At 73.6% G+C, this 25282-nt stretch carries 21 protein-coding genes; 9 read left to right on the forward strand and 12 right to left on the reverse strand.

Annotated elements, in window-relative coordinates:
* Positions 1 to 9: 9 nt before the first annotated feature.
* The 5 genes from egtD to ACFYMP_RS08395 form a co-directional block, all read right to left on the reverse strand.
* Positions 10 to 984 carry an L-histidine N(alpha)-methyltransferase gene (egtD, locus tag ACFYMP_RS08375; protein WP_388852544.1) on the reverse strand — a complete coding sequence of 325 codons (975 nt, stop codon included), beginning with the start codon at positions 982 to 984 and terminating at the stop codon, positions 10 to 12.
* Positions 981 to 1739: an ergothioneine biosynthesis protein EgtC gene (egtC, locus tag ACFYMP_RS08380; protein WP_388852547.1), complete on the reverse strand. Its 759-nt coding sequence runs from the start codon at positions 1737 to 1739 to the stop codon at positions 981 to 983. Before egtC ends, egtD begins: the two co-directional genes overlap by 4 nt.
* A complete protein-coding gene (gene egtB, locus ACFYMP_RS08385) occupies positions 1739 to 3118 on the reverse strand; it encodes an ergothioneine biosynthesis protein EgtB (protein WP_388852550.1) in 1380 nt (459 codons plus the stop codon). Before egtB ends, egtC begins: the two co-directional genes overlap by 1 nt.
* The gene (gene egtA / locus ACFYMP_RS08390) at positions 3115 to 4437 is read right to left on the reverse strand and encodes an ergothioneine biosynthesis glutamate--cysteine ligase EgtA (protein WP_388852553.1); all 1323 of its coding nucleotides are present in this window, start codon (positions 4435 to 4437) and stop codon (positions 3115 to 3117) included. Before egtA ends, egtB begins: the two co-directional genes overlap by 4 nt.
* 237 nt (positions 4438 to 4674) lie before the next feature.
* Positions 4675 to 5172 (reverse strand): type II toxin-antitoxin system PemK/MazF family toxin, encoded by a 498-nt coding sequence (locus ACFYMP_RS08395; RefSeq protein WP_388852556.1) that lies wholly within the window; start codon positions 5170 to 5172, stop codon positions 4675 to 4677.
* Between the two features lie 276 nt (positions 5173 to 5448).
* Between ACFYMP_RS08395 and ACFYMP_RS08400 the strand changes: the two genes are divergently transcribed.
* Positions 5449 to 6885 carry a benzaldehyde dehydrogenase gene (locus tag ACFYMP_RS08400; RefSeq protein WP_388852559.1) on the forward strand — a complete coding sequence of 479 codons (1437 nt, stop codon included), beginning with the start codon at positions 5449 to 5451 and terminating at the stop codon, positions 6883 to 6885.
* A 168-nt stretch (positions 6886 to 7053) separates the two neighbouring features.
* On the opposite strand, the gene trxA is transcribed toward ACFYMP_RS08400, so the two are convergent.
* The gene (gene trxA / locus ACFYMP_RS08405) at positions 7054 to 7455 is read right to left on the reverse strand and encodes a thioredoxin (RefSeq protein ID WP_388852562.1); all 402 of its coding nucleotides are present in this window, start codon (positions 7453 to 7455) and stop codon (positions 7054 to 7056) included.
* A 156-nt stretch (positions 7456 to 7611) separates the two neighbouring features.
* Between trxA and ACFYMP_RS08410 the strand changes: the two genes are divergently transcribed.
* Entirely contained in the window at positions 7612 to 9054 is a 1443-nt protein-coding gene (locus tag ACFYMP_RS08410) for a dihydrolipoyl dehydrogenase family protein (RefSeq protein WP_388852565.1), read from the forward strand.
* A 114-nt stretch (positions 9055 to 9168) separates the two neighbouring features.
* Here ACFYMP_RS08410 and ACFYMP_RS08415 read toward each other — a convergent pair whose 3' ends face one another.
* Entirely contained in the window at positions 9169 to 9606 is a 438-nt protein-coding gene (locus ACFYMP_RS08415) for a protein-tyrosine phosphatase family protein (RefSeq protein ID WP_388852569.1), read from the reverse strand.
* Positions 9607 to 9823: 217 nt separating this feature from the next.
* Here ACFYMP_RS08415 and ACFYMP_RS08420 point away from each other — a divergent pair, with 217 nt between their 5' ends.
* Both ACFYMP_RS08420 and ACFYMP_RS08425 read left to right on the forward strand, forming a co-directional pair.
* Positions 9824 to 11059, forward strand: a complete 1236-nt coding sequence (locus ACFYMP_RS08420; RefSeq protein ID WP_388852572.1) for a hypothetical protein — start codon at positions 9824 to 9826, stop codon at positions 11057 to 11059.
* The gene (locus tag ACFYMP_RS08425) at positions 11056 to 11604 is read left to right on the forward strand and encodes a hypothetical protein (RefSeq protein ID WP_388852574.1); all 549 of its coding nucleotides are present in this window, start codon (positions 11056 to 11058) and stop codon (positions 11602 to 11604) included. The genes ACFYMP_RS08420 and ACFYMP_RS08425 overlap by 4 nt, the downstream gene beginning before the upstream one ends.
* A gap of 27 nt (positions 11605 to 11631) precedes the next feature.
* Here the strand turns inward: ACFYMP_RS08425 and ACFYMP_RS08430 are convergent, their stop codons facing one another.
* Positions 11632 to 14037 carry an ATP-binding protein gene (locus tag ACFYMP_RS08430; protein WP_388852576.1) on the reverse strand — a complete coding sequence of 802 codons (2406 nt, stop codon included), beginning with the start codon at positions 14035 to 14037 and terminating at the stop codon, positions 11632 to 11634.
* 220 nt (positions 14038 to 14257) lie between these two features.
* On the opposite strand from ACFYMP_RS08430, the gene ACFYMP_RS08435 reads away from it, so the two are divergent.
* Together ACFYMP_RS08435 and ACFYMP_RS08440 are read left to right on the forward strand one after the other, a co-directional pair.
* Positions 14258 to 17356 carry a tetratricopeptide repeat protein gene (locus ACFYMP_RS08435; protein ID WP_388852579.1) on the forward strand — a complete coding sequence of 1033 codons (3099 nt, stop codon included), beginning with the start codon at positions 14258 to 14260 and terminating at the stop codon, positions 17354 to 17356.
* Between the two features lie 118 nt (positions 17357 to 17474).
* Positions 17475 to 17723, forward strand: coding sequence for a hypothetical protein (locus ACFYMP_RS08440; protein ID WP_388852582.1), 249 nt, complete (start codon positions 17475 to 17477; stop codon positions 17721 to 17723).
* Positions 17724 to 18100: 377 nt separating this feature from the next.
* Here ACFYMP_RS08440 and ACFYMP_RS08445 read toward each other — a convergent pair whose 3' ends face one another.
* The 3 genes from ACFYMP_RS08445 to pgm all read right to left on the reverse strand — a co-directional run bounded on the left by ACFYMP_RS08445 (position 18101) and on the right by pgm (position 21643).
* Positions 18101 to 19264 (reverse strand): PrsW family intramembrane metalloprotease, encoded by a 1164-nt coding sequence (locus tag ACFYMP_RS08445; protein ID WP_388852585.1) that lies wholly within the window; start codon positions 19262 to 19264, stop codon positions 18101 to 18103.
* On the reverse strand, positions 19261 to 19893 hold the full coding sequence (locus ACFYMP_RS08450) for a hypothetical protein (protein ID WP_388852588.1): 633 nt from the start codon (positions 19891 to 19893) through the stop codon (positions 19261 to 19263). Before ACFYMP_RS08450 ends, ACFYMP_RS08445 begins: the two co-directional genes overlap by 4 nt.
* 109 nt (positions 19894 to 20002) lie before the next feature.
* Positions 20003 to 21643 (reverse strand): phosphoglucomutase (alpha-D-glucose-1,6-bisphosphate-dependent), encoded by a 1641-nt coding sequence (gene pgm, locus ACFYMP_RS08455; RefSeq protein ID WP_388852591.1) that lies wholly within the window; start codon positions 21641 to 21643, stop codon positions 20003 to 20005.
* 265 nt (positions 21644 to 21908) lie between these two features.
* Here pgm and ACFYMP_RS08460 point away from each other — a divergent pair, with 265 nt between their 5' ends.
* The 3 genes from ACFYMP_RS08460 (at position 21909) to ACFYMP_RS08470 (ending at position 24156) form a co-directional block, all read left to right on the forward strand.
* On the forward strand, positions 21909 to 22505 hold the full coding sequence (locus tag ACFYMP_RS08460; protein ID WP_388852594.1) for a DoxX family protein: 597 nt from the start codon (positions 21909 to 21911) through the stop codon (positions 22503 to 22505).
* 51 nt (positions 22506 to 22556) lie between these two features.
* Positions 22557 to 23036, forward strand: a complete 480-nt coding sequence (locus ACFYMP_RS08465) for an MSMEG_6728 family protein (RefSeq protein WP_388852597.1) — start codon at positions 22557 to 22559, stop codon at positions 23034 to 23036.
* Positions 23037 to 23214: 178 nt separating this feature from the next.
* A complete protein-coding gene (locus ACFYMP_RS08470; protein ID WP_388852599.1) occupies positions 23215 to 24156 on the forward strand; it encodes a D-2-hydroxyacid dehydrogenase family protein in 942 nt (313 codons plus the stop codon).
* 103 nt (positions 24157 to 24259) lie between these two features.
* Here the strand turns inward: ACFYMP_RS08470 and ACFYMP_RS08475 are convergent, their stop codons facing one another.
* The gene (locus ACFYMP_RS08475; RefSeq protein ID WP_388852602.1) at positions 24260 to 25069 is read right to left on the reverse strand and encodes a GvpL/GvpF family gas vesicle protein; all 810 of its coding nucleotides are present in this window, start codon (positions 25067 to 25069) and stop codon (positions 24260 to 24262) included.
* Positions 25070 to 25282: the final 213 nt, after the last annotated feature.

The following is a 25282-nucleotide window of genomic DNA, read 5'->3' on the forward strand; positions in this document are numbered from 1 at the left end:
GCGCGGCGGCTACCGCCCCGCCTCGTCCACCCCCCACAGGGACAGGGCGAAGCGGCCGGCCTCGTCCGTCCACCAGCGCACCGGAGCCAGGCCCACGGCGGCCAGCTCCGCGCGGGCGCTCTTCTCGCGGAACTTGGCCGAGACCTCGGTGCGCAGCTCCTCGCCCTCCGCGAAGTCCACCGTCAGGTCCAGCGCGGGGATCTTGACGCTCTGGCCGAGCACCGAGCGCAGACGCATCTCGACCCACTCCTGCTCGGAGTTCCACACGGCCACGTGCCGGAAGGTCTCCGGGTCGAAGTCGGCGCCCAGTTCGCGGTTGAGCACGTACAGCACGTTCTTGTTGAACGCCGCCGTGACCCCGGCCGCGTCGTCGTAGGCGGCGACCAGCGTCGCCTCGTCCTTCACCAGATCCGTGCCGAGCAGTAGGAGATCGCCCGGCGCCAGCAACCGCCGTACGGAGGCGAGGAAGGCCGCGCGCTCCACGGGCAGCAGATTGCCGATCGTGCCGCCCAGAAAGGCGATCAGGCGGGGCCCGGGGGTGTCGGGCAGCGCGAGCGGCGCGGTGAAGTCGGCCACCAGCGCGTGCACCGACAGGCCCGGCCGCTGTGCCGCGAGCGCCTGGCCCGCCGTACGCAGCGCGCTGGCACTGACGTCGACCGGGACGTAGGTGTGCAAGGAGTGCAGTTCGTCGAGCAGATGCCGGGTCTTGTCGGAGGAGCCCGAACCCAGCTCGACGAGCGTACGCGCCCCGGAGACGGCGGCGATCTCCGCCGAGCGGGCCAGCAGGATCTCCCGTTCGGCGCGGGTCGGGTAGTACTCGGGCAGCGTCGTGATCTCGTCGAACAGGCGGCTGCCGCGCGCGTCGTAGAACCACTTGGGCGGCAGTTCCTTCGGTGTCCGGCCGAGACCGGCCAGGACGTCGGCGCGCAGCGCGGCTCCGGTCGTGTCCTCGGGCAGGGTGCGGGTCAGGGCGAAGGCGGTCACTGCGGCGGCTCCTTGAGAGGGGTCAGCAGGATCTCGGCGCGGCTCGCGCTGAGCAGCGTGCGGTCGGGCACCTCACGCCACAGCGGATCGTCGTCGTAGGGCTCGGAGGCGACCACCACGAGCCGCCCCGGATCGGACAAATACCACAGCGAGTCGCCCCACGCGCTCGCCGTGATCGACACGCCGTCGGTCATGAGCAGGTTGAGCCGGGAGCCGGGCGCGGCCCCGGCGACCTCCTCGACCGTGTCCCCGAGCGCCTGCTGCGCCGTGTCCCCGGTACGCAGCCGGTGCACGACCAGCGCCCACACGAACGCCGCGTCGCACCGCGCCTCCAGGGACAGCAGCAGCGCCGGCGGCAGCGTGGCCGTCAGCCCCGCCATCGAGTGCGGCCAGCCGCTCACCGCCCCGTTGTGGCTGAACAGCGAGCGCCCGTCGGCATAGGGCGCGCTCGCCGCCTCGTCGTCCGCGCCCGGGACGGTCGCGTCGCGCACCGCGGCGAGCAGCGCCTCACTCCGCACGACCCGCGCGAGGTCCTGGAACGAGGGGTCGCCCCACATCGGTCCCGACCTGCGGTAGCGGGCCGGGACCGGATCGCCCGGGGCGTACCAGCCCACCCCGAAACCGTCGGCGTTGACGGTTCCGTGACGCTGCCGGCGCGGGGCCCACGCCTGCCGGTACAGGCCGTGCGCGGGCTCGACCAGACGCCGGCCCAGCGGCTCCGCGGGCCCGGTGAGCACCGCGATGTGGCGGCACATCAGGCGCCCTCCCCGGGCGCCGCGTCCCGCGCGGTGCGGAAGCCCGCGAAGATCTGGCGCCGCACGGGGTAGTCCCAGTTGCGGAAGGTGGCGCGCACCACGACCTCGTCCGCCGCGAAGGAACCCCCGCGCAGCACCTTGTGCTCACTGCCGAAGAACACCTCCGAGTACTCCCGGTAGGGGTAGGCCACGAATCCGGGATAGGGCAGGAAGTCGCTCGCCGTCCACTCCCACACGTCGCCGATCAACTGCCGTACGCCGTGTGGTGAGGCCCCCCGCGGATAACTGCCGGCCGGCGCGGGGCGCAGGTGACGCTGCCCGAGGTTGGCGTGCCGGGGGCCCGGCACCTCGTCGCCCCAGGGGTAGCGGCGCGAGCGCCCGCTTCCGGGGTCGTGGCGCGCCGCCTTCTCCCACTCCGCCTCGGTCGGCAGCCGGCGCCCCGCCCAGCGCGCGTAGGCGTCGGCCTCGTACCAGCTCACGTGCACGACCGGTTCCGCCTCACGGACCGGCTCGTCGACACCGAAGCGGCGCCGCCACCACGTACCGCCCTCGCGCCTCCAGAACAGCGGGGCCGACAGGTTCTGGCGGCGTACGAGCTCCCAGCCCTCCGGGGCCCACCAGCGCGGATCGGCGTAGCCGCCGTCCGCCATGAACCGGAGGTAGGCCCCACAGGTGACCGGAGCGGTATCGAGGTGGAAGGCGGGCACCAGCCTGCGGTGCGCGGGCCGTTCGTTGTCCAGCGCCCAGGGCTCGTCGGAGGTCCCCATGGTGAACGCGCCGCCCGGGACGAGCACTTCGTCTGGACCGGCGTCACCTCCCGCGCCCTCCGGCTCGGGGGCCGACAGAACGGCGGGTCCCTTGCGCAACTGGTGCGTGATGAGCATGGTCTCGTCGTGCTGCTGCTCGTGCTGGGCGACCATCCCGAAGGCGAACCCGGCCTCGGTCAGGCCCGCCCCGAAGCCGCGGGAGCCGAACTCCGCGCCCGCCAGCAGGTCCAGGACCCGCCCCCGCACCTCGGCGGCGTACGCGCGTGCCTCACCGGGCGCCAGCAGCGGCAGCGAGGGCCGCTCCGCACGCGGGTGCTCGAAGGCGTCGTAGAGCGGATCGATGTCGGGCCGCATCGCGTCCCGGCCGGCCACGGCGCGCAGCAGCCACAGCTCCTCCTGGTTGCCGATGTGCGCGAGGTCCCACACCAGCGGCGACATCAGCGGCGAGTGCTGGGCCACCAGATCGGGACCCTCCACCACGTCGGTGAGCAGCGCGGTCCGCTCCCTGGCCCGGCGCAGGACGGACACGGCCCGCTCCCGCAGCGCCTCCGCACCGGTCCCCGCCACGGCGGGGTCCACGGCCGTACCGGTTGCCTCAGGCCCGTTCGTCATGACAGGACGTCCTTCCTGCGCTGCGTCGTGGGGTGGGCCGGGGCGCGGTCCGCCCACAGTCCGGGCGGGGAGGCGAGCGCCTCCGGCGAGAGATCGAGCAGATCGTCCGCGGGGCAGCGGCCCCGTTCGACATAGCGGTCGGCGAAGGACGCCACGGCGTCCGCGACCGCCCCGCTCGCGCCGAGCCGGGGCAGCGCCTCGGCGGCCGCCGCGAAACACGTCCGCGCCGCCTCGCGCAACTCCGGGTCGTGCAGGGCGTCCCGGGCGGCGTCCTGCCACAGCCGGCCGCGCGGCGGCGCCTCGGGACCCAGCCGCTCGGCCAGCGGCTTGACCGCCCGCGCGGCGGTCTCGGTGGCGGCCGGGTCGTCGAACAGCGCGGTGGTGACGGCGAGCGGTACGACCCAGCCGTCGGCCCCGCGCTGCGCGTCGATCATCCGCAACTCCAGATGACCCCTCGGACGCACCGGCGGGAAGAGGGTCGTGATGTGGTACTCCAGATCCTCCCGGGTCGTGGGCCGGTGGCGCCCGGTCCGTGCCCACTCGCGCAGCGTCAGCCCCCGCGGCACCGGCCACGGCCCGCTCTCGGACCGGACGCACATCACCGGTGTGTCCAGGACATGCGCGGCCCACGCCTCGCGCGGCCGGTCCGTCACCGGGGGAGCGGCCGAGCGGCCCGGTTCGATCTCCGCCCACAGCGCCTGCCGAGTGGAGCGCCACCCGGTCCGCCGCCCGCCCAGGTAGGGCGAGTTGGCGAAGGCCGCGACCAGGACGGGACCCAGCAGGTGGGCGAGTCGCCAGCGGTGCCCGAGCCCGAGGGCACCCGGTTCCTCGTACCCCGCGTCCAGGCACACCTGCACGGAGGCCGAGCAGCACATCATGTTCCGGCCCGCCGGGCCCGCGCGGTCCAGATACTGCTCCATCGCGTCGTAGCGGGGCTCGCGCAACATCCTGCGCGGGCCCCGCCACGGATCGGTGCCCAGGCCGCTCAGCGCGAGGCCGAAGGGCTCCAGCGCGGTCCGGACCAGACGCAGGTCCGCCCGCACCTCCTCGACACACGCCGTCAGGGAGGGGGCCGGCAGGGAGCTGATCTCCAGCTGTCCGCCGGGCTCCACGGTCAGCGGCGCCCGTAGTGGCAGCTCGCGCAGCCGCTCCAGGACCGCGCGCAGCAGGCCGGGGGTGAGGGGGAGCGACGGCCGGTCCGGGGCGTGCACCAGCCACTCCAGTTCCACGCCCACCGCACGCGGCGGGCCGGTCTTGAAACAGATACCGCGGACCAGGGCCTCAAGATCGGCCTCGGTCACGGCCTCCTCGTCCTTCATGGGAATCGGTCCTCCGGGTCGGAGCACGGTCATCGCACCCTCCAGCCAAGACCAGCCCACGCGATCCCACAAGGCCACCCCGGGCCGTCCGCCACGGCCGAACGGATGAACCGAAGCTTTCCGGCCCCCGGGCGGCGACACGGCCGACCGGGGGCCGTGGCGCCGCGTTCACCGGGCACCACCAGTGGGCAGGGGGCGGGTCGGGCCCCCTCGCGTCTTCCCCGACCGGCTACCCCGTCACCGCCAGCCGTACCGCTCCTGGAGCCGCCGCACCACCGAGTTGAAGCGCATGCGGTCCAGGGCGCACGCCTCGCGCCGCATCCCGCGTTCGTGCACCCGCAGGACCCGGTCGACATCGACCCAGGAGTCGCGACCCGAACGGTCCCAGGGCCCGCTGCCGAGCGGCACCCACTCCCGGTCGCCGTCGTGCCGCCTGCTCGACAACTGCACGGCGAGCACCGTCCCGGCGGCCTCGCGCGCCACGACCAGCACCGGGCGGTCCTTGCCCCGCCCGTCGTCCTCCTCGTAGGGGACCCAGGTCCAGACGATCTCGCCGGGGTCCGGGTCCCCGTCGTGGGCCGGCGCGTAGGAGGTGCGCACCCGGCCCACCTCACGCGGATCGGCCTGGGTGGTGGCATACGGCCCGCGGCGTCCGGGCTCCCCCGGTCCTGAGGTCTGCCCGGCCCCGGGCGGCGCGGGGCGAGGGCTGGTGGTGTCATCGGTGAAAGCGGTCACCGGGTCACCGTAGACGGTCCGGCCCGGACACCGCCGCTCGCCCCAACTCGGCTGATTCACAAGGGTGACGGGCCCGCTCCACCCTCTTCCCGCACGGAGGTCCTGCCGTGTGCCACTGATCACCGGGGGACTAGGATGGCGCGCGCTCAACCAGATCTGACCGGATGTGAGCACCAGTCAGCGGTCACGTGTGCCCGCGTGCCCTCCCCCCACCGCGTGCCCCGACCGCTGCCCGCGCGCACTCGGCCCCGGACCACCTGACTGGAGACGCGCCCCATGCCCCTGCTCGATCCCAAGTCCTGGCAGCCGAACCCACTGTCGGGGGCGGAGCACACCGTCGTCGAACCCGCCACCGGGGAAGAGCTGGGCCGGCTCACCCTCGCGGCGGCCGAGGACCTCGACGCGGCGGCCGGGGCGGCGGAGACCGCGCGCCGCGCGTGGGCCGCGACGCCCTACCCCGACCGCGCCGCCGTCCTGCGCCGGGCGGGCGACCTGTTCACCGAGCACGCCGAGGACCTGCGCGACTGGATCGTCCGGGAGACCGGCTCGATCCCGGGCAAGGCCGCGTTCGAACTGCACGTCGCGGCTCAGGAGTGCTACGAGGCCGCGGCCCTCGCCTCCCGGCCGCTCGGCCAGGTACTGCCCAGCGAGGCCCCGCGACTGTCGTACACCCGCCGGGTCCCGGTCGGCACGGTGGGCGTCATCGCCCCGTTCAACGTGCCGCTGATCCTCGCGCTCCGCTCGGTCGCCCCCGCCCTGGCCCTCGGCAACGCGGTGCTGCTCAAACCCGACCCGCGGACCGCTGTCAGCGGCGGACTCGCCCTCGCCGCCGTCCTCGCCGAGGCGGGACTGCCCGAGGGGCTCCTGCACGTGCTGCCGGGCGGTGCCCCGCTCGGACAGGCCCTCGTCGCCGACCCCAGGGTCCCCGTCATCTCCTTCACCGGCTCCACCCGCGCGGGCCGCGCCGTCGGTGAGGCGGCCGGCCGCCACCTCAAGCGCGCCCACCTGGAGCTGGGCGGCAACTCCGCGCTGGTCGTGCTGGAGGACGCCGACCTCGACGCGGTGATCTCCGCCGCGGCCTGGGGCTCGTTCTTCCACCAGGGCCAGGTGTGCATGACCACCGGCCGCCACCTCGTGCACGCCTCGCTCTACGAGGAGTACGTCGAGCGGCTCGCCGCCAGGGCCGACTCCCTCGCGGTAGGCGACCCCTACCGGGAACAGGTGCACCTCGGCCCGGTCATCGACCAGGGGCAGCTGTCCCGAATTCACCAGCTCGTCGAGGCGAGCACCGCGCGCGGCGCCCGGCTCGCGGCCGGCGGCACCCACGAGGGGCTGTTCCACCGCCCCACGGTCCTCGCCGACGTCGACGAGGACACCCCCGCGTACACCGAGGAGGTCTTCGGCCCGGTGGCCCCCGTACGCCCTTTCACCGACCTCGACGAGGCCGCGCGACTGGCCTCGGCGGGCCCCTACGGGCTCGTACTCGGCGTCGTCACCCGCGACACCGCGCGCGGCCTCGCGTTCGCCGAGCGCGTCCCGACCGGGATCGCGCACATCAACGACCAGACCGTCAACGACGAGGCCGTCGCCCCCTTCGGCGGGGTCGCCGCCTCCGGCACGGGGGCGCGGTTCGGTGGCGAGGCCAACCTCGACGCGTTCACCGACCTGCGCTGGACGACGGTGCGCGAGGACGTCGCCGGCTACCCGTTCTGAGCGCTGCCTGACGCCCCCGGGATACCGGGTACCGGGTACGCCAAGGGGTGTTCACCCGTGTGAGTGAACACCCTTTGGGGAAGGTGCGGGTCAGCGTCTGTCAGGGCCCGTCGGCGGTGTCACCAGCGGCGCAGTCGTCCGCCGGGCGAGTCCGCCGGTGCGGTGTGCTCAGGCGCTCTCGCCCGGCTGCGGGGCCTGGCCGCCGGTGCTCTGCTCGGCCTCGGCGATCGACTTGCGGACCTCCGCCATGTCCAGCTCGCGGGCCTGGCCGATGACGTCCTGGAGGGCCGACTCGGGCAGCGCGCCGGGCTGGGCGAAGACCGCGACCTGATCGCGCACGATCATGAGGGTCGGGATCGACTGGATACCGAAGGCCGCGGCCAGCTCGGGCTGCGCCTCGGTGTCCACCTTGCCGTAGACGAGATCGGGATTCTCCTCGGCCGACTTCTCGTACACCGGGGCGAAGGAGCGGCACGGACCGCACCAGGACGCCCAGAAGTCGATCAGGACGAACTCGTTGTCCGTGACCGTCTGGTCGAAGTTCTCCTTGGTGAGCTCCACAGTGCTCATGCTTTCCCTACTTCCTGGACTTCTCGGCGTCCGTGCCTGGCATGCGTTGCTGGCGTCCGGGCGGACCCGCTACGCACAACCCTGCCCCAGCACGTCGTATTCCGGGTTCCGCTACCCGTGTGGCAACCGTCCACACCCTCCGACAGACTGGCTCCCATGACGGATTCCGGAACGCCGCAGCACACCGAGTACGACGTCGTGGTCATCGGGGCCGGGCCGGTGGGCGAGAACGCCGCCGACCGCACGCAGGCCGCGGGACTGAGCACCGCGATCGTGGAGAGCGAACTGGTGGGCGGTGAGTGCTCCTACTGGGCCTGCATGCCCAGTAAGGCCCTGCTCAAGCCGGTTCTCACACAGGCCGACGCGCGCCGGCTGCCGGGTCTGGCCCCAGCGGTCTCCGGCCCCCTGGACGCGGCCGCGGTACTCGCCCGCAGGGACTCGTTCACCTCGCACTGGAAGGACGACAGCCAGGTCGAGTGGGTCAACTCGGTCGGCGTCGCCCTGCACCGCGGCACCGGCCGGCTCGCCGGTCCGCGCACCGTGACGGTGACCGCCCCCGACGGGACCGAGACGACGCTCGGCGCCCGGCAGGCGGTCGTCGTCGCGACCGGCAGCCGCGCCGTCCTCCCCGGTCTGCCCGGGATGGACACGGCGAGGCCCTGGACCAGCCGGGAGGCCACCAGCGCCCAGTCCGTGCCCGCCCGTCTCGCGATCGTCGGCGGCGGCGTGGTCGCCGTCGAGATGGCCACCGCCTGGCAGGCGCTCGGCTCCCGGGTGACGCTGCTCGTACGCGGCGCCGGACTCCTGGAGCGGATGGAGCCCTTCGCCGGGGAACTCGTCGCCCAGCGCCTCGGCGAGGCCGGGGTGGACCTGCGCCTGCGCACCTCGGTCGCCGAGGTCTCCCGGGACTCCGAGGACGGCCCCGTCACGCTGACCCTCGGCGACGGCGGCACCCTCCAGGCCGAAGAGGTCCTGTTCGCGACGGGCCGCGCCCCGCGCACCGAGGACCTCGGCCTGGAGACGGTCGGGCTCGAACCGGGCACCTGGCTCGACGCGGACGACAGCTGCCGCGTCAAGGGCACCGACTGGCTGTACGCGGTCGGTGACGTCAACCACCGCGCGCTCCTCACCCACCAGGGCAAGTACCAGGCCAGGATCGCCGGGGCGGTCATCGCGGCCCGCGCCCAGGACGCCGACGTCGACGCGTCCCCGTGGTCCCCGCACCAGGCCACCGCCGACCACGCGGCGGTCCCGCAGGTCGTCTTCACCGACCCGGAGGCCACCTCGGTCGGACTCACCCTCGCCGAGGCCCGAGCGGCCGGACACCGGGTCCGCGCCGTCGACCAGGACCTCGGCTCGGTCGCCGGGGCCGCCCTGTACGGGGACGACTACACCGGCCGGGCCCGCATGGTCGTCGACGAGGACCACGGCTTCCTGCGCGGCGTGACCTTCGTGGGTCCCGGGGTCAGCGAGCTGCTGCACTCCGCGACCGTCGCCGTCGCCGGAGAGGTCCCCCTCGACCGGCTGTGGCACGCCGTCCCGGCCTACCCGACGATCAGCGAGGTGTGGCTGCGGCTCCTGGAGGCGTACCGGGGCTGACCGCCCGCCACGGGGCCGCGTGGGCACGGTGCCCGCGCGGCCCTGGCGACGGGCACGCCCGACCGGTCCTCGTGGCGGGGGCCGCGGGGCGCCCGTGGCGGCACGGGGCGCGGTTCAGGCCGCGAACCGGGCCACGAACCGCCGTTGCCACGGCGTCTCCACCGCCCGCGCCGCGTAGTGACGGCGTACGTAGGTCACCGCCGCCGAGGGCGGCACCCCGTCGAGAACCGCCAGGCAGGCCAGCGCGGTACCGGTTCTCCCGTACCCGCCCCCGCACGCCACCTCGACCCGCTCGGCGGCGCAGCGCTCCCACACCTCACGCAGTACCGCCGCGAACCCGGCCCGGTCGGCGGGCAGCCGGAAGTCCGGCCAGCGCACCCACCGGTACTCCCACACCGGCTCGGGCGGCGCCTTCCCCAGCAGATACACCCCGAAGGCGGGCAGCGCCCCACCGGCCCCGGGCTCCCCGTGCCGCAACCCCCGCCCCCGCACGCTCCGGCCGGAGGGCAGCACAAGCACCCCGTCCGCGCCCTGCGGCCACACAGATGTCATGGACGGCGAGCGTAGTGGCGAGCGGAACGGCCCGCCAGGGCCCGTGGCGTCCACCCCCCAGCACGCCGCGGGGTGCGTGTTCGCCACCCCGCGCCACGGGCCGGGCCTGCGCGGCAAGGTCCCTGCAAGGGGACGGCAAGGAAAGGGCCAAGGCTTCCGGGCATCAGCTCGTGCGGAACGTTGTACGCAGCCGACCACCATGGGGGAGCACGTGTCTGTGGCATACACGAGAACAGCGCTGATCGAACAGGGGAGGTGGCTCACCGTCCAGGGCTGCAAACGGGTCCTGGTCGTCGTCCACACGGTGACGTACGCGCAGCGACTGCGGGCCTTCGTCAGTCTCCTGGAGGCCGACCTGCGGGTCCAGGTGATCTTCACCGTCGCCCCGCACGCCTTCGGTACGGGCGTCGTGGAGTACCTGCGCGATCTCGGCATCACCACCGTGCCCTGGAGCGAGGCGGTGAGCGCGGAGTTCGACCTCGCACTCGCCGCCGGATCGCGTGGCATGCACGAGGTGCGTGCTCCGGTCGTCCGCGTCTCACACGGCGCCGGTCACATCAAGCCGGTGCCGGGTCCCGTGGGGGCGTCCCCGGACGAGGAGCGGCCTCCCGGCATGCTGAGCCGCACCCATGTGACGCAGGGGGGCCGTGTGGTGCCCGCCGCCCTGGCCTACGCGCACGAGCGGGACGTGCGGGAACTCGCCCGCTTCTGCCCGGAGGCGGTGCCGGTGGCACACGTCGTGGGAGATCCGTGCGTCGACGGCATCAGGGCCGGTGTCCCACAGCGCGAGCGGTACCGGCAGGCCCTCGGCGTCGGCAAGGGGCAGAAGCTCGTGGTGGTGACCTCGACGTGGGGAGCGACCTCCACCTTCGGCCGCCTGGACGCCCTGCTGCCGCAACTGATCGGCGGTCTGCCGCGGGACCGCTACCGTGCGGCCTTCCTCATCCACCCCAACGTCTGGGCGGGTCACGGGAGATGGCAGGTACGCAGCTGGCTCGCCGGGCTGCGGGGGCGCCCCGTGGCCGTGGTGCCGCCGGAAGCCGACTGGCAGTCCCTGCTCATAGCCGCCGACGTCGTCGTCGGAGACCACGGCTCCCTGACCGCCTACGCGACGCTGACCGACGCGGCCCTGATCCTCACACCCGGGGCGGGGCGGGGGATCTCCGCGTACTCACCCGCCGCCCTGCTGTCGGCGATCGCCCCGGTCATCTCGCCCCTGCACTCGCTCGACGAGCAGCTGCGGCACGTGAGCCATGAGCACCAACCGGGCCGCTACGCCGAGGTGGCGACCCAACTGTCCTCCGCACCCGGGGAGTTCCATCGCAGGATGCGCAGGCTGCTGTACCGGCAGCTGGCGCTCGGGGAGCCCGCCCGGGATGCCGGTCCGGTGCCGCCGCCGCTGCCCCCCGGCCTGTCCGACTGGGAGACCCCGGCCAGGGAGGAGGCGTCGTGACCGCGGACCCGCCGGTGACCGGACTCGACTCGCCCCCCTGCGCGGCCTGGGTGACGGTACGCCTGGGCGGGGAGGGGCGGGCCGGTGAACGGACGCGGACCCCGGTCCGGTTCCTGTGGCGGGCGTGGGCCTCGCCACTGACACGGACGTTCCGCCTGACCGCGCTCGGGCACCCCGGGCCGGCAGTAGACGGGAAGGGCGGTACGGGCACCCCGGACCGCCACCTCTGGGCCGACACGGACACGGCCGAGGGGCTGCGGATCGCCGACTGCGCGGACGTCGTCCTCGCGGGAACGGTCCGGACCCTCGCGACGGCCCGCCGCGACACCGACGCCCTGGTGCGGCGCCACCCGGGCTGTCTGTTCGCGGGGGCGGCCACGCGCGAGGGCGTCGTGTGGAGAGGGCGGACCGGCGAGGGCGGCACCCTCGCCGGCCCGGTCCCCGGTCACCTCCTGCTCTCCCTACTGCACGCCTGGACGGTGCGCGGTGGCCGGCCCGGCGAGGTGCGGGGAGTGCTCGTGGACGAGGGGTACGGCGGCGGCTGAGACGTCGCACCTGGCTGAAACGGCGGGTCAGGACACCGTTCCCGGCCCGCTCTCCAGCCGTTCGCGGATCCGCTCGGCCTTGGCCGGATCGAGCAGCCTGAGGACGGCGTGTGCCGCTGCCAGCCGGTCACGCGCCGTCTCACGGTCACCCTGCTGTTCGGCGATGTCCCCGAGCCAGACCAGGCAGGTGCCCTCCCAGTGCGGCGAGCGGGTGCCCGCCGCACCGAAGACGCGCAGGGCCTCCTCGACGAGCCGGGAGCCCGCGTCCGGCTCTCCGCGAAGGGCGGTCGCACGGCCCGTCAGGGCGGTGGCGCGAGCCGCCTCGTAGGTCTCCTCCAGACTGGCCAGTTCGGCGCGCGCACGGGACAGCTCTCGGACGGCGTCCTCGTGATGTCCCTGCGCCAGCGCGACTTCACCCAGCCGCACCCGGCTCAGCGCGGCCCCCCGGTGGTAGCCGACGGACTCCCGCAACGTGAGTCCCCTTGCGAGATGCTCGCGCGCCTCCGTGAACCGGCCGGTCAGCATCGCCAGGTGTCCCAGCCCGTTGTGCGCCTGGGCCTGCTCCTTGAGATCCCCGTCCGCGCGCGCCAGGTCCAGCGCGCGCCGGTACCAGTCCCGGGCCTCATCGAACCGGCCGTCCTCCCGCAGCCCGACGGCCCCGGACGTCAGCATCCGGGCCACCCCGGCGCGGGAACCCGCCCGTTCCGCGGCGTGCAGACCCAGACGGTGCGCCTCGCTCCACGCGCCTCGCGGACGAATACGCTGGAAATAGGGCCACATGGCATCCACCAACTGCCAGCACAGGGCGTCCCAGCCGGCCGCGTGGGCGAGCCGTACCGCCTCCAGGAGGGCGGGCCCGTGATCGCTCAGCCAGCCGAGTGCCTGCGGCGCGTCCTCCAGTGCCGTGCAGGCGACGGGTGCGGGCGGCTCGACGCCCTTGGGTCTGCGGTGGCTCGGGGTCAGGAGGCGTTCGGCCTCGGTGGCGCCGGCCAGACACCACCGCAGGAACCGGCACCCGTATCGCTCGCGCTCGCCGTCGTCCGCCTGCTCGCCCCGCAGCGCGGCATGAGGCCGGACGAGATCGTGGAAGCGGTGCACGCCCGGACCGGTCTCCTCCAAAAGGTGTGCCTCCAGCAGCGCGTTGACCGCGAACTCGGCCTCCCGGGACGCTTCGGGCCCGGATCCGGTACCGCACAGGGCCGTCAGCAGGGACAGCTCGAAACGCTCCGGGGGCAGGACACCGAGCGCGCGATAGAGAGCCGCGGCCTGCTCGGGCAGTGACGCGTGGGCGAGGTCGAGCGCCGTGCGGACGACGGCCTCGCCGTCCACACGCAGGGCGGCGAGAGGTCCTCCGCCCTGGGCCAGCGTGCTGGCCAGGGCGGAGACGGTGTGCTCGGGACGCGCGGCGAGCTGGGCCGCGGCCAGACAGACCGCGAGGGGCAGCCCCGCGCACAGGGTCACCACCTCCCGCGCGGCGGCCGGCTCCCTGGCCACCCGCGCGCCACCGCCCGTCGCCAGCAGTTCGACCGCCGCGTCGGGCGGCAGGGGGCGGAGGTGATGGGTCAGCGCACCGTCGGGGGCCAGCCCGGTGAGCCGTTGCCTGCTGGTGACGACCGTGAGCCCGGTCGAGGAGCCGGGCAACAAGGGGCGGACCTGGGCGGAGGTGGCCACGTTGTCCAGCATGAGGATCAGTCGCAGCTCCCAGGTGAGTGACCGCCACAGCGTGACGCGCTCGGAGAACTCGTCGGGGACGGCGCTCGCGCCCAGGGCCCGGAGGAAGGCGCTCAGGACCGAGGCGGGTGCGACCGGCCCGTCCCGGCCCTCCGCCCGGTGCCCGCCCAGATCCGCGTACAGCTGACCGTCCGGGTAGTGGTCCACCCGGTCCTTCAGCCAGCGGGCGACGAGTGTGGTCTTCCCGACCCCGGCGAAGCCGCTGACCACCAGCAGGACCGGATGCTCGCCCGCGCCGAGCCGGTCGAGCGCGCGCAGGTCCGCTCGCCGGTCGGCCAGCCAGTTGCGCGTCGGGGGCAGCTGGCGGGGCACCGGTCTCGGGGAGGCGGACGCCGGGGAGGCCGCGTGGAAGTGGACCCCGCCGTGAATCGTTCCGGACTGCACCGTCGGCCCGTTGAGTACGCTCCCGCTCACCGCGTTCCCGTGCGCGGATGACGGCGTACCGGGCGCCGCGTACCGCTCCAGCCACGAGCCGAGACGATGGCCGGTCTCCGGATCCTGCGCGGCGCGGGCGCACAGGGCGGCGCTGAACGCGGAGCCGGCGGGCGTCTGCCACCACAACCGCGCGAGCCTCTCGTCCCCGGCGGTCAACGGCAGGACGATGCCGGACAGTTCGAGCCAGGCCGGAGACCAGCGCTGGTGCTGCCACCGGGCGACCGCCCGGTGAAGGGCCCCGGCGTCCCACGACGACGAAAGTGGCATTCCTTGATCCCCCGAAGCGTATTCAGTCACTCAGCATATGCCCGTGGCAATAATCGCCCTTTTGGTGCCCTGAAGTTCTCCCCGGTTTTCGGCGCCGCCCAACGAGATGACGAAGGAGTCGATCAGTTTTGGACATCGATTGATGCCATGTAGTCGATTTCGATGATCCCATGTCAGTCTTGGTCGCTTGGACACAAGCCCTTTCCGTAGGGGGGCGTTGGTGGAATTCGAGATTCGGCTTTCGGGTTCGGTCGAAATTCGTACGGCCGGCATCTGCCATGCCCTCGGGCCACCGAAGACCCGGCTGACGCTCGCCGTCCTGGCCTGGGAGGCCGGGAACACCGTGGGCGTGGAGAGCCTCGTCCGCAGGGTCTGGGGCGAGGATGCCCCGCTCAAGGCCAGGGAAGCGCTGCACAGCCATGTCTCCCGGGTCCGCCGGGCGCTGCGCGAGTGCCGTCTCGACGCGTCGATGATCGTCAACAGGGGCAACGCCTACCTGCTCGCGGTCGAGCCGGATCAGGTGGACCTGCACCGCTACACCGATCTGTTGCGTCGCGCGCGGGCGCTGTCGAGAGGCGGCGCCGGAGGCGAGGCGTGGCAGGTCCTCGACCAAGCCGACGCGCTGTGGCGCGGGGAGCCGCTGGCGGGACTGGACACGGCCTGGGTCGAGCGGCTGCGCGCCACCGTGGGGGACGCGCGGATCGGCGCCCGGAGTCTGCGCGCGACGATGCTCATGCGGGCCGGCCGGTACGAGGAGGCGGTGCCGTTGCTGGTGCCGTTGCTGGAGGACCGGCCCGTCGACGAGCGTCTCGTCGCCCAGTACGCACTGGCCCTGCACGGGAGCGGCCGAACGGGGGAGGCGGCCGCGGTGCTCAGGTCGGCCCGACAGCGCATCGTGCGGCGCACCGGGATCGACATAGGTGAGCGCCTGACCGCGATCCACTCCGGGGTACTGGCCGGGACGCCGGCCGGCGACCTCCTGGACCCGCCCTCGGAGCCGACCGCCCGCAGGCGTGCGGGCTGCCCGGACAACCTGCCCAGGGACGTGTCGTGGGTCGGGCGGCGCGAGGAGGTGCGCAGGCTCACCACGGCCCTCAGCCCGAAGGCCGGCGCGGCCGGCTCCGTGGTGACGGTCGAGGCGCTGGGAGGCATGGGCGGACTGGGCAAGACCGCGCTGGCCGTACATGTGTTCCACCGGCTGCGGGACCAGTTCCCGGACGGCCGGTTGTACGTGAACCTGCGCGGCCACACGCCGGGGCACGCGCCCCTCACTCCGGAGCAGGCGCTCACCGAGCTGCTGCGGCTCCTGGAGTTCCCGGCCGAACGTATCCCGCACCGGCGGCACGAACTCGTCGCCCTGTGGCGCGGCGTGCTGAGGGAGCGCCGGATCGCGGTACTGCTCGACGACGCGGCAGGGCCCGAACAGGTCAGGGAACTCCTGCCGGGCGACTCCCCGGCGGCCGTCGTGGTGACCAGCCGGCAGCGGCTCAACGGGCTGACAGGCGTCCGGCACCTCACCCTCCCGCCACTGCCGCAGGAGGACGCTGCCGCCCTCTTCCTGCACCGGGTCGGACTGGAGCCGGATGCCTGGAAACCCGAGGTCCAGCGCGTGGTCAGACTCTGCGCCGGCCTCCCCCTGGCGATCGAACTGGTGTCCAGTAGGCTCCTTTCGCACCCTTCCTGGCGAGTGTCCGATCTTTTGGAGAAATTACTGAGTGGACCTGACCGGTTAGGGGAGCTACGTGATGGCGAGAAGGCGATCACGCAGGTGATCGCATCCTCCTATCGTGTGCTTACGCCCCTCCAGAAACTGGTTTTCCGCCGGGCCGGTATGCATTTCGGAAACGAGTTCGGTCCTGAGGCTGTGGCGGCACTGGCGGATCTTCCGGTGGCAACGGCCGAACGCGTAATCGAAGAATTGCTCGTCAGGCACATGATCATAGAACCCAGTCCGCACCGGTACGGCATGCATGATCTGTTGCGTTCGTACGCCCGCCTTCTGGTGGGAGGAGATGGCGCAATTCGCGCGGAGGTCGACGGACTCGCCGAGGTGGACACCGAGGCCGAGGCCCGCCAGGCTCGCCTACGCCTCGTGGACCACTATCTCCGCGCCGCCGATCACGCCGACCGGGCGGCCTACGCGTGGCGCGTGCGCGCACCGGTTCCCGGGTCACGCTCCTGGGCCCGCGGTGCGAGCGCCCAGGAGGGGCCGGACGCCGCCACGGAGTGGTTCGTCAGGGAGGGGGCCAATCTCCTCGGTGCTCTGGAGTGGCTGCGCGCCAATGGACCTGAAGACCAACTCGCCTTGTTCGTACACGTGTTGAGCGGGTTCCTTGATGCGGAGGGCTATCTGGCGACGGCTGAACCCCTCCAGCGCGGAGCCGTGACGTACTGGCGGGCCGCCGGTGAGGCGAGCGCGACGGCGGCCGCGCTGCTCGATCTGAGCGCGGTGTGCGCGCATCGGGGCAAGTACGGGGACGCGCGCCGTGCGGCCCTCGGGGCGCTGTCACTGGCGCGCTCCCAGGACCTCCCGCCCATCGAGGCGGAGGCGCTGCATCAACTGGCGACGTCGTTGTGGTACGTCGGGAAATACCGGTACGCGCGGCCATTCGTGAAGCGAGCCATGCGCCTCCGCTCCAATGACGCTCGGCAGTTGGCGCGGGGCAACAACCTGATGGGGATTCTCGCCCTGCACACGGGGGATGATCAACAAGCTGTCGAGTGCCTTGTTCCAGCGATATCCGGATTTACCGCGGTGGGTGATCGACGGGGTCTGTACCGAGCTCTGAACAATATCGCCGAGCTTTATCAGCGTATTGGCCGGACCCAGTCGGCGGAACACGCTTACCGGCAGGCGATCAAGGTTTTCGAATCGAGCAGTGGGCGTGGGGACAACGCCACTCTCCAGATCAATCTGGCCACCGTCCTGACGACTCTCGGTGAGGCGGAGGAGGCGCTGAGTCTGCTGGAGCGGGCCCTGCCGGCGCTCCGTAGCGTGGGTGACACCCGGGGGGAGGCCCTGGCGCTGAACGGCCTGGGGAGGGCGCTGCGGGTGGCCCACCGGTACGTCGAAGCCGTCCCGCGACACTTGGCTTCCCTTGCCTTGCTGCGTCAACTCCGTGCTCGGGGTGACGAGGCGACCGTTCTGTACGATCTTGGCCGGACCGAGCAGGCGATGGGGCAGGCGCGGGCGGCGGCCGAGCATCTCCGGCAGAGCCTGGAGATCAGCAACAGTCTGGGCTCGCGCTCCGAGGCGGCCCACACGCTCCGTGCGCTCAGGGCGCTCGCGGCGGACGAGGGGCTGCCGGATAGCATCTGAATACTGCCCTGGCATATGCCAAAAAGATATTCAATGACCCTGGGAATTTCCCCGGAATCCTCACGATCATTGCTCGCGAAGTGGTGCGTGAGTGCTTTGTGGTTGATCTACTATCTGCATGCGAGAACGCGCCGCAGCGGGCATGTCGTGCCGACTTCCGGCCGTCATCTCTGTGGTGCATGCAAATAAATGGATCGAGGAGATTCCTGTAGTGAAAAGCACCAAACGGCTCTCTGGGCTCGGCAGATTCATCGTTCTGGGATTCCTGGTGGCCGTGCCGGTCGTCGGGGGGATATTGACGCCGACGCCGGCCACGGCGCTCGCGGCGACCCGGACCTGTATGCCGTACAGCCCGGCCGCCGCCTGAACCCCGCCGGGGCGTGCGGCTGAGGCCGCGCGCCCCGGCGTGCCGTCACTGGCCCGGCTCCCGCCCCCGCACCCCCGGTGTGCTCTCCCGCTGCTCCAAGGGGCACGGCCCGACGTTGCTGTCCGCGTCCCGGTGGACGAGGGCTGTGATCCGGCCGTCCGGGCCCGGGTCGCCGGTACTGAATGAGCCGCCGCACGGGCAGATGCCTGAGGCCATCGCACTGCCATCCCTTCGCTGAATCTGCGCGATCCTATGCCCTCTCCCCGGGCCGTCCATGCCTGCGCCGCGCGACCCCGGGGAGAAGTCCGCGATCCGGTCCCCGCCGCGAGGGCCGACACGCTACCGTGCTTCCCGCGCGGCGACCCCACTCCCTCATGTCACGGAGTGGGCACGGCGACCCGGGCGGCCGTCACCCGTTCGGTGAGCGCCCGCGCGAGGGCCGGACGCGGGTGCCCGGTGGCCGCCGTCTCCTCCAACAGGTCCAACTGGGCCGTCGTCAGCCGGGCGTGGGCGTCCCGGCCCGGACCCAGCGGGAGCGCCGCGCGGGCGCGTCGACGACCGCCCCGGGTCAGCAGGCGGGCCGCGCCGGGGTGCGTACCGGGGGACAACAGCACCGCACGCGCACGCCGTCGCAGCCGGTGGCGCAGCACCACATAGAAACCGAGCGCCACACAGAAGTTGAGACCCGTCTTCGCCGCCGTGCCCACCACGCCCACCAGCAGGGGCGCGTTGAAGAACCAGTGCATCGCCATCGCGGTCAGCAGACAGCCGGCCGCCCCGGCCAGCCGCCCCCGCCAGGTCGAGGGCGGCCCGCACAGCAACAGCCCCACGCCCGTGCCCGCGACCGCCGACATCGTCCAGTGCGAGCCGAGCCCCGTGAAGCCGACGCGGCCCACGATCGACTGGAGCGCCGAATCGCCCGCCGACGTACCCCCGTCCATGAGCACGCTGTTCATCGCGTACGTCCAGTTCTCCGTCATCTGGAAGCCGATACCGGTGAACGCGCCGAGCGTCCAGCCGTCCATCGGGCCGCGCATCCGCACCGGTACGGCGACCGCGATCAGAACCACCCCGGCCGTCTTCAGCCACTCCTCGTTGAGCGGCGCCGTCAGAGCGGCCCCCCACGAGGAACCGAAGCCGACGCCGCCGATCCGTGACCACAGGGCCGACAGGCCGCCGTTGGCCAGCAGCGCGCAGCCCGTCGCCGCCGTACCGCCCCAGCACACCCCGGCCCAGGACCAGCCACGCGGCGGGGCCCGCAGCGGACGGATTCTGCGCAGAGCCGTGACACCGGCGTACAGCGCGACCAGGAGGAGGAAGGCGGAGAGCACCGCCGTACCGGCGAAGACCCGCACCGTCCCCCGGAAACTCCAGCCGAGCACCACCAGACCCACCGCGCACACCGCCGCCAGCGCCCACACGAGTCCCGCCCGCCCCGCCCGCGCCCGCAGGGCGTCCCGCCCGCCGGCACCGGACACGGCCCCGGCGGGCGGTGCCGCCGGTTGTGGCGCCGGGACCATCGCCGGGTCCAGGCCGCTCACACCCCCTCCCGCGCGAAGACGGCCGTACGCGCGAGCGCGTAGCCCTCCCGCAGGGCTCCCGCGTCCGCGCCCGGCTCCCCGAGGACCACCACCTGAAGCCCGTAGTCACGCGCCGGGGACGCGAAGGCGAAGGCCCGCCCCGAACGCCCGCCCTCCGAGACGCTCCCCGTCTGCCCCGCGCGCCCCGTGTCGGTACGCACCACACGCGGCGCCCCGAGCCGAGCCCCTCCGTCGGAGGCGCGCAGCACCTGCCGCAGACCGGTCCACAGCCGGTCCGCGTCCTGCGGCCGGGTCAGCCCCACCCGGCTCGCGCGCAGCCGTATCCCGTCCCGGGTCAGTACGAAGTCCGTGCCCGTGTCGCTCCGGTCGCGGCTCAGCCGCCAGCCCACGCCCGTGACCCGCAGGCTCACCCGCTGGGTCGATATGGGACCCAGGCGTAACACCTGTCCCGCACCCAGCCCCTCGCCGTCCGGCACCGCGCGCGCCACGAGCGGCCAGCCCGCGGTGAGCGCCGCGACCGTGCTGAACGCGAGGAACGCGGCGGTACGGCGGAGGCCGGGGGGCCCGGAGAACCCCGCGGGTTCCGCGGGCCCCGGGAGAGCGGGGGAGGGGGCGGCGGGAAGGCGCATGTGCCCACCTTGAGCAGGCCGCCCCTCCCGCGCACCCTCCGTAGGCCGTACGGCCGAAGCGCGGACGCCTCGCGGCCCGGCCGCCGCCCGCGCCCCGGCCACAGGAGGCTCAGCCTTCGAGCGCCGCCGCGACCACGGCCTTGGCCTCCTCCTGGACGAGCGCGAGATGCTCAGGGCCCTGGAAGGACTCGGCGTAGACCTTGTACACGTCCTCGGTGCCCGAGGGGCGCGCCGCGAACCACGCGCTCCGCGTCGTCACCTTGATGCCGCCGATCGCCGCGCCGTTGCCCGGGGCCTCGGTCAGCACCCCGGTGACCGGCTCCCCGGCCAGCGTGCCGGCCCTCACCTGATCGGGCGACAGCTTCGCGAGCACCGCCTTCTCCGCACGCGTCGCGGGCGCGTCGATCCGCGCGTACGCCGGGGCGCCGAAGCGCGCGGTCAGCCCGGCGTAGTGCTCGGAGGGCGTCTTGTCCGTCACGGCCAGGATCTCCGAGGCCAGCAGCGCGAGCAGCATGCCGTCCTTGTCGGTGGTCCACACGGAGCCGTCCTTGCGCAGGAACGAGGCGCCCGCCGACTCCTCGCCGCCGAAACCGAGCGAACCGTCGCTCAGCCCGTCCACGAACCACTTGAAGCCGACCGGTACCTCGACGAGCGTGCGCCCCACGTCGGAGGCGACCCGGTCGATCATCCCCGAGGACACCAGCGTCTTGCCGATCCCGGCGGCCACCGGCCACCGGGGACGGTGCGAGAACAGGTAGCCGATCGCGACGGACAGGTAGTGGTTGGGGTTCATCAGTCCCGCGTCCGGGGTGACGATGCCGTGCCGGTCCGCGTCCGCGTCGTTGCCGGTCGCGATCTGGAAGTGGTCCCGCTGTTCGATGAGCGAGGCCATCGCGTACGGCGAGGAGCAGTCCATCCGGATCTTCCCGTCCCAGTCGAGCGTCATGAACCGCCAGGTGGGATCGGTCAGCGGATTGACGACCGTGAGGTCGAGGCCGTAACGCTCCCCGATCCGCGCCCAGTAGTCCACCGAGGCCCCGCCCAGCGGGTCCGCCCCGATCCGCACCCCCGCGCCGCGCACCGCCTCCAGGTCGAGGACCGAGGACAGATCATCGACGTAGGTGCCCAGGAAGTCGTAACGGTCCGTCGTCGGCGCCGCGAGGGCCCGCGCGTACGGGACGCGGCGCACCTCCTTGAGCCCGCCCGCGATGATCTGGTTGGCCCGGTCCTGAATCCAGCCCGTCGCCTCCGAACCGGCCGGTCCGCCGCTCGGCGGGTTGTACTTGAAGCCGCCGTCACCGGGCGGGTTGTGCGAGGGCGTCACCACCACGCCGTCCGCGAGGTGCTCGCCGCGCCCCCGGTTGTACGTCAGGATCGCGTGCGACACCGCCGGGGTCGGGGTGTAGCCGTCCGCCGCGTCGACGAGGACCGTCACCTCGTTCGCGGCGAACACCTCCAGCGCGGTCACCTTCGCCGGCTCGGACAGCGCGTGCGTGTCCGCCCCGAGGAACAAGGGGCCGTCCGTGCCCTGGCGGGCCCGGTACTCGCAGATCGCCTGACTGGTCGCCGCGATGTGGTCCTCGTTGAAGGCCGTCGAGGTCGAGGAACCCCGGTGTCCCGAGGTGCCGAAGCTCACCCGCTGGGCCGGGTCCTCGGGGTCCGGGTGCAGCGCGTAGTACGCCGTCACCAGCCGGGCGACGTCGGTGAGGTTCTCCGGCCGCGCGGGCTGTCCGGCTCGTTCGTGGGGCATCTGCCACTCCTCGCTCAGGTCTTAGGTCGTCAGGTCCCGGTCTCAGGTCACAGGACCTGGACGGCCGGGGCCCGGGGCGCCGGGGCATCCTCGCGCAGGCGCGGGCCCATCATCCAGCGTCGCCCCCTTGTCCGGCACCTGCCCCGCCGCCTCCCTGACGACGCGCACCGCACCGGACCGGCCTCGCGGACCGGGCCCAGAGTCACCGTGCCGTCCGCCCGTCCCGTCCGGGCATGCCGTCGCGCCACCCGGGCAGGCGAGCGCCATGGCTGTCCTCAGGAGAATCGCCCGTCCGCTGCTCGCCTCGTCCTTCGTCAGCGGGGGACTGCGCACCCTTCGCGACCCGCACGCCGCCGCGTCGGCCGCCGCTCCGGTGCTGGTGCCCCTCGCGGCCCGGACCGGGCCTCTGACGAAGGACCCGGTGCGACTTGCCCGCCTCAACGGCGCGGTGCAACTCGGCGCCGGCACCCTGCTCGCCCTCGGCCGCTCCCCGCGGGTCTGCGCCCTCGCCCTGGCCGCGAGCCTCCTGCCGACCACGCTGTCCGGCCACGCCTGGCGGACGGCGGAGGACCCCGATGAGCGCAGGCGGGCCCGGGTGCAGTTCACGAAGGACCTGTCCCTGCTCGGCGGACTGCTCGTCGCGGCGGCCGACACCCACGGGAAACCGTCCGTCGCCTACCGCACCCGCGCCGCCGCCCGCTCCGGCAAACGGGAGGCCCTGGCCACGGCCCGTCAGGCCACGCACGCCGCGCAGGAGGTGGCCGACAGCGCGCGACACACCCTCGCCGACGCCTCCCACTCGGCGCGCTCGGCGGCGGGATCGGCCACGGCGGCCGCCCGCGAGAGGCTCCCCATCGGCTGAAGCCCGCGCCGGACACGCACCATCGGGGCCCGGGTGCGGTAGGGACCCGTCATGCAGACCTTCCTGCCGTACCCGGACTTCGTCCGCAGCGCCCAGTCCCTCGACGCCCGTCGCCTCGGCAAGCAGCGCGTCGAAGCGCTCCAGGTGCTGCGCGGCCTGACCGTGCCCGGCCACGGCTGGCGCCGCCACCCGGCGGTGCGCATGTGGACCGGTTACGAGGAGGCCCTCGTGCGCTACGGACTCGACGTGTGCGCCGAGTGGACCCGTACCGGCCGGGCCGACACGTGCGCCGCGAGTCTGCGGGCCGACCTGCGCGCGGCCCGGGGGATCAGCCGGGTCCGTACGCAGGACGTGCTGGCCCGTGCCGGTGAACTCCCGCCGTGGCTCGGCGACGAGGAGTTCCATCTCAGCCACCGCTCGGCCCTCGTCCGCAAGGCCCCGGACTTCTACCTGCCCCGGTTCCCCGGGGCCCCGGAGGACCTGCCCTACGTGTGGCCGCGCTCCGACCGGGAGGACACGGCCGCGGGGTGACGCGCCCTCCAGCGCGCGCCCGCGCTCCGGGCGGCCCCTCCCGCCCCCAGGCCGCCCCCAGGCAGTCGCCCGAACGAACGGCCGGAAGACGGGACGACGGGACGACCGGACGACCGGACGACCGGACGACCGCCTAGGATCGGCGCCGATCCGTCATCCGCCGTCGAAGGGACACACCGTGCGCGTCGCCGTGCTGGACGACTACCAGAAGGTCGCCCACCGATTCGCCGACTGGTCCGCACTCGGGGCGGAGGTCGTCTTCCACCACGACCCCCTCACGAGCACCGAGGAACTGGTCGCCGCCGTGGGGGACTGCGAGGTGATCGTGGCGATGCGCGAGCGGACCCCGTTCACCCGCGCACGCCTGGAAGCGCTGCCGGCCCTGCGGCTGCTCGTCACCACCGGCATGGCCAACGCCTCCATCGACCTGGCGGCCGCCCGCGAACGGGGCGTCACCGTGTGCGGGACGCGGAGCCCCGTCTCCGCCACCCCCGAACTGACCTGGGGCCTCATCCTGTCCCTCGTGCGCCACCTGCCCGACGAGGCCGCCGGGATGCGGGAGGGCGGCTGGCAGCACACTCTCGGCGGTGATCTCGACGGCCGCGTGCTCGGCGTGGTCGGCCTCGGCCGGCTGGGCGCGCGGGTCGCCGCGATCGGGCGGGCCTTCGGGATGCGGGTGCTCGCGTGGAGCAGCAACCTCGACCCGCAGCGGGCACGCGAACTCGGGACCGAGCCCGTCCCCAAGCGCGAACTCTTCTCCACCGCCGACGTCGTCACCGTCCACTACAAGCTGAGCGAACGCAGCACCGGCCTCGTCGGACGCACGGAACTGTCGTGGATGCGGCCGGAGTCCTACCTCGTCAACACCTCGCGCGGCCCGCTGATCGACACCCCCGCCCTCGTCGAGGCTCTGCACGAAGGGCGGATCGCCGGGGCGGGCCTCGACGTGTACGACGTCGAGCCGCTGCCGGCCGGCCACCCGCTGCGCACCGCCCCGCGCACCGTCCTGACCCCGCACCTCGGATACGTCACCGAGGGCACCTACGAGGTCTTCTACGGGCAGGCGGCGGACAACATCAGGGCCTACGCCGAAGGAGCCCCGGTCCGCGTGCTGAACTGATGCCGGACGCCGCCGCACAGCGGTGCGCGCGGTGGGCCGGGGCCGGACCGGGCTCAGGAGCTGGCGTGACGCGGCCGCTCCTGACCGTCGCGCGGCGGCGCCTTCACACCGTCTCCCCGCGCGGGTCCTCGTCGCCCGCGAAGGAGTACGGCACCCGGGGGCCGGTGGCCTCCACGGCGTAGCCCCGCAGCCGGGGATCGGCCTCCAGCGTGCTGATCAGCCTGCTGAGCCGGACGTGGTCCTCCCGCGCGACCAGATACGCGGCGTTCATCACCTGCGGACGGTCCAGGCCCGTCACCTCGACGCCGTGCGGCCTGCGGCGGACCGCCGCGACCGCCACCGAGCGCACCGTCCGGTCCACCAGATCGGCCACGTGCAGGCCCTGTTCGTGCTGCCCCCGCCGTTCGCTTACCTCGCGCGAGGACGTGTGCCCGCCGCCGGGCCCCGCGGGTTCCTCGGCGGGACCGGCCGCCGGGGCCGGCCCCGCAGCGCCGCCGAGGACCGGGCCCGCGCCGTCCCGGTGCACTTTGACCGCCCACTCGACATGCCCCGCCAGGCGGTGCAGCGCCGCGCCGAAGTCCTCCTCGCGCTCCTCAAGCGCCGCGCGGGCCCGCACGTCGTTGGCGTACAGCGTGGCGAGCGGCAGCGGCACGGTGGGCGCGCTGTCGGCGCAGGCCGTCACGATCGCGTCGTGGGTCCGCGCGCACCGCTCCAGTTCCCCGGGGTCGGCGAGGCGGCGCCGCATCGCCTCCCGCGTGAAGTCCTCGGCGGGCACGTCCTGCACGACGGCGACCAGCGCCCCGAACGGCAGCAGTCGCACCGCGCCACCGCCGGGGTGCCCGGGGACGTGCACCTCGGCGCCCCCGCAGCGGCGAACGGCGTAGACGTAGGTGGCGACGCTCAAACGGCTCATACGGTCCTCCCGCGACGCGTGGATGAGAGGGAGCCGGCCCGACCGGCCCCCGCCGGGGCGGGCGCCGCGGGCCCGGCGAGGGCCCCGGAACCGGTGCGCCACCCCGGACGCCGCCTCCGGCACGCCGTAAGAGCGCGGACCAAAGGCTCCGACGTCCGGGGACACGACGTCTCCGGGGACACGACGTCCGGCAGACCGGTCCCGAGGTCCCCG

The organism is Streptomyces sp. NPDC007088 (assembly GCF_042869355.1).
GTDB lineage: Bacteria > Actinomycetota > Actinomycetes > Streptomycetales > Streptomycetaceae > Streptomyces.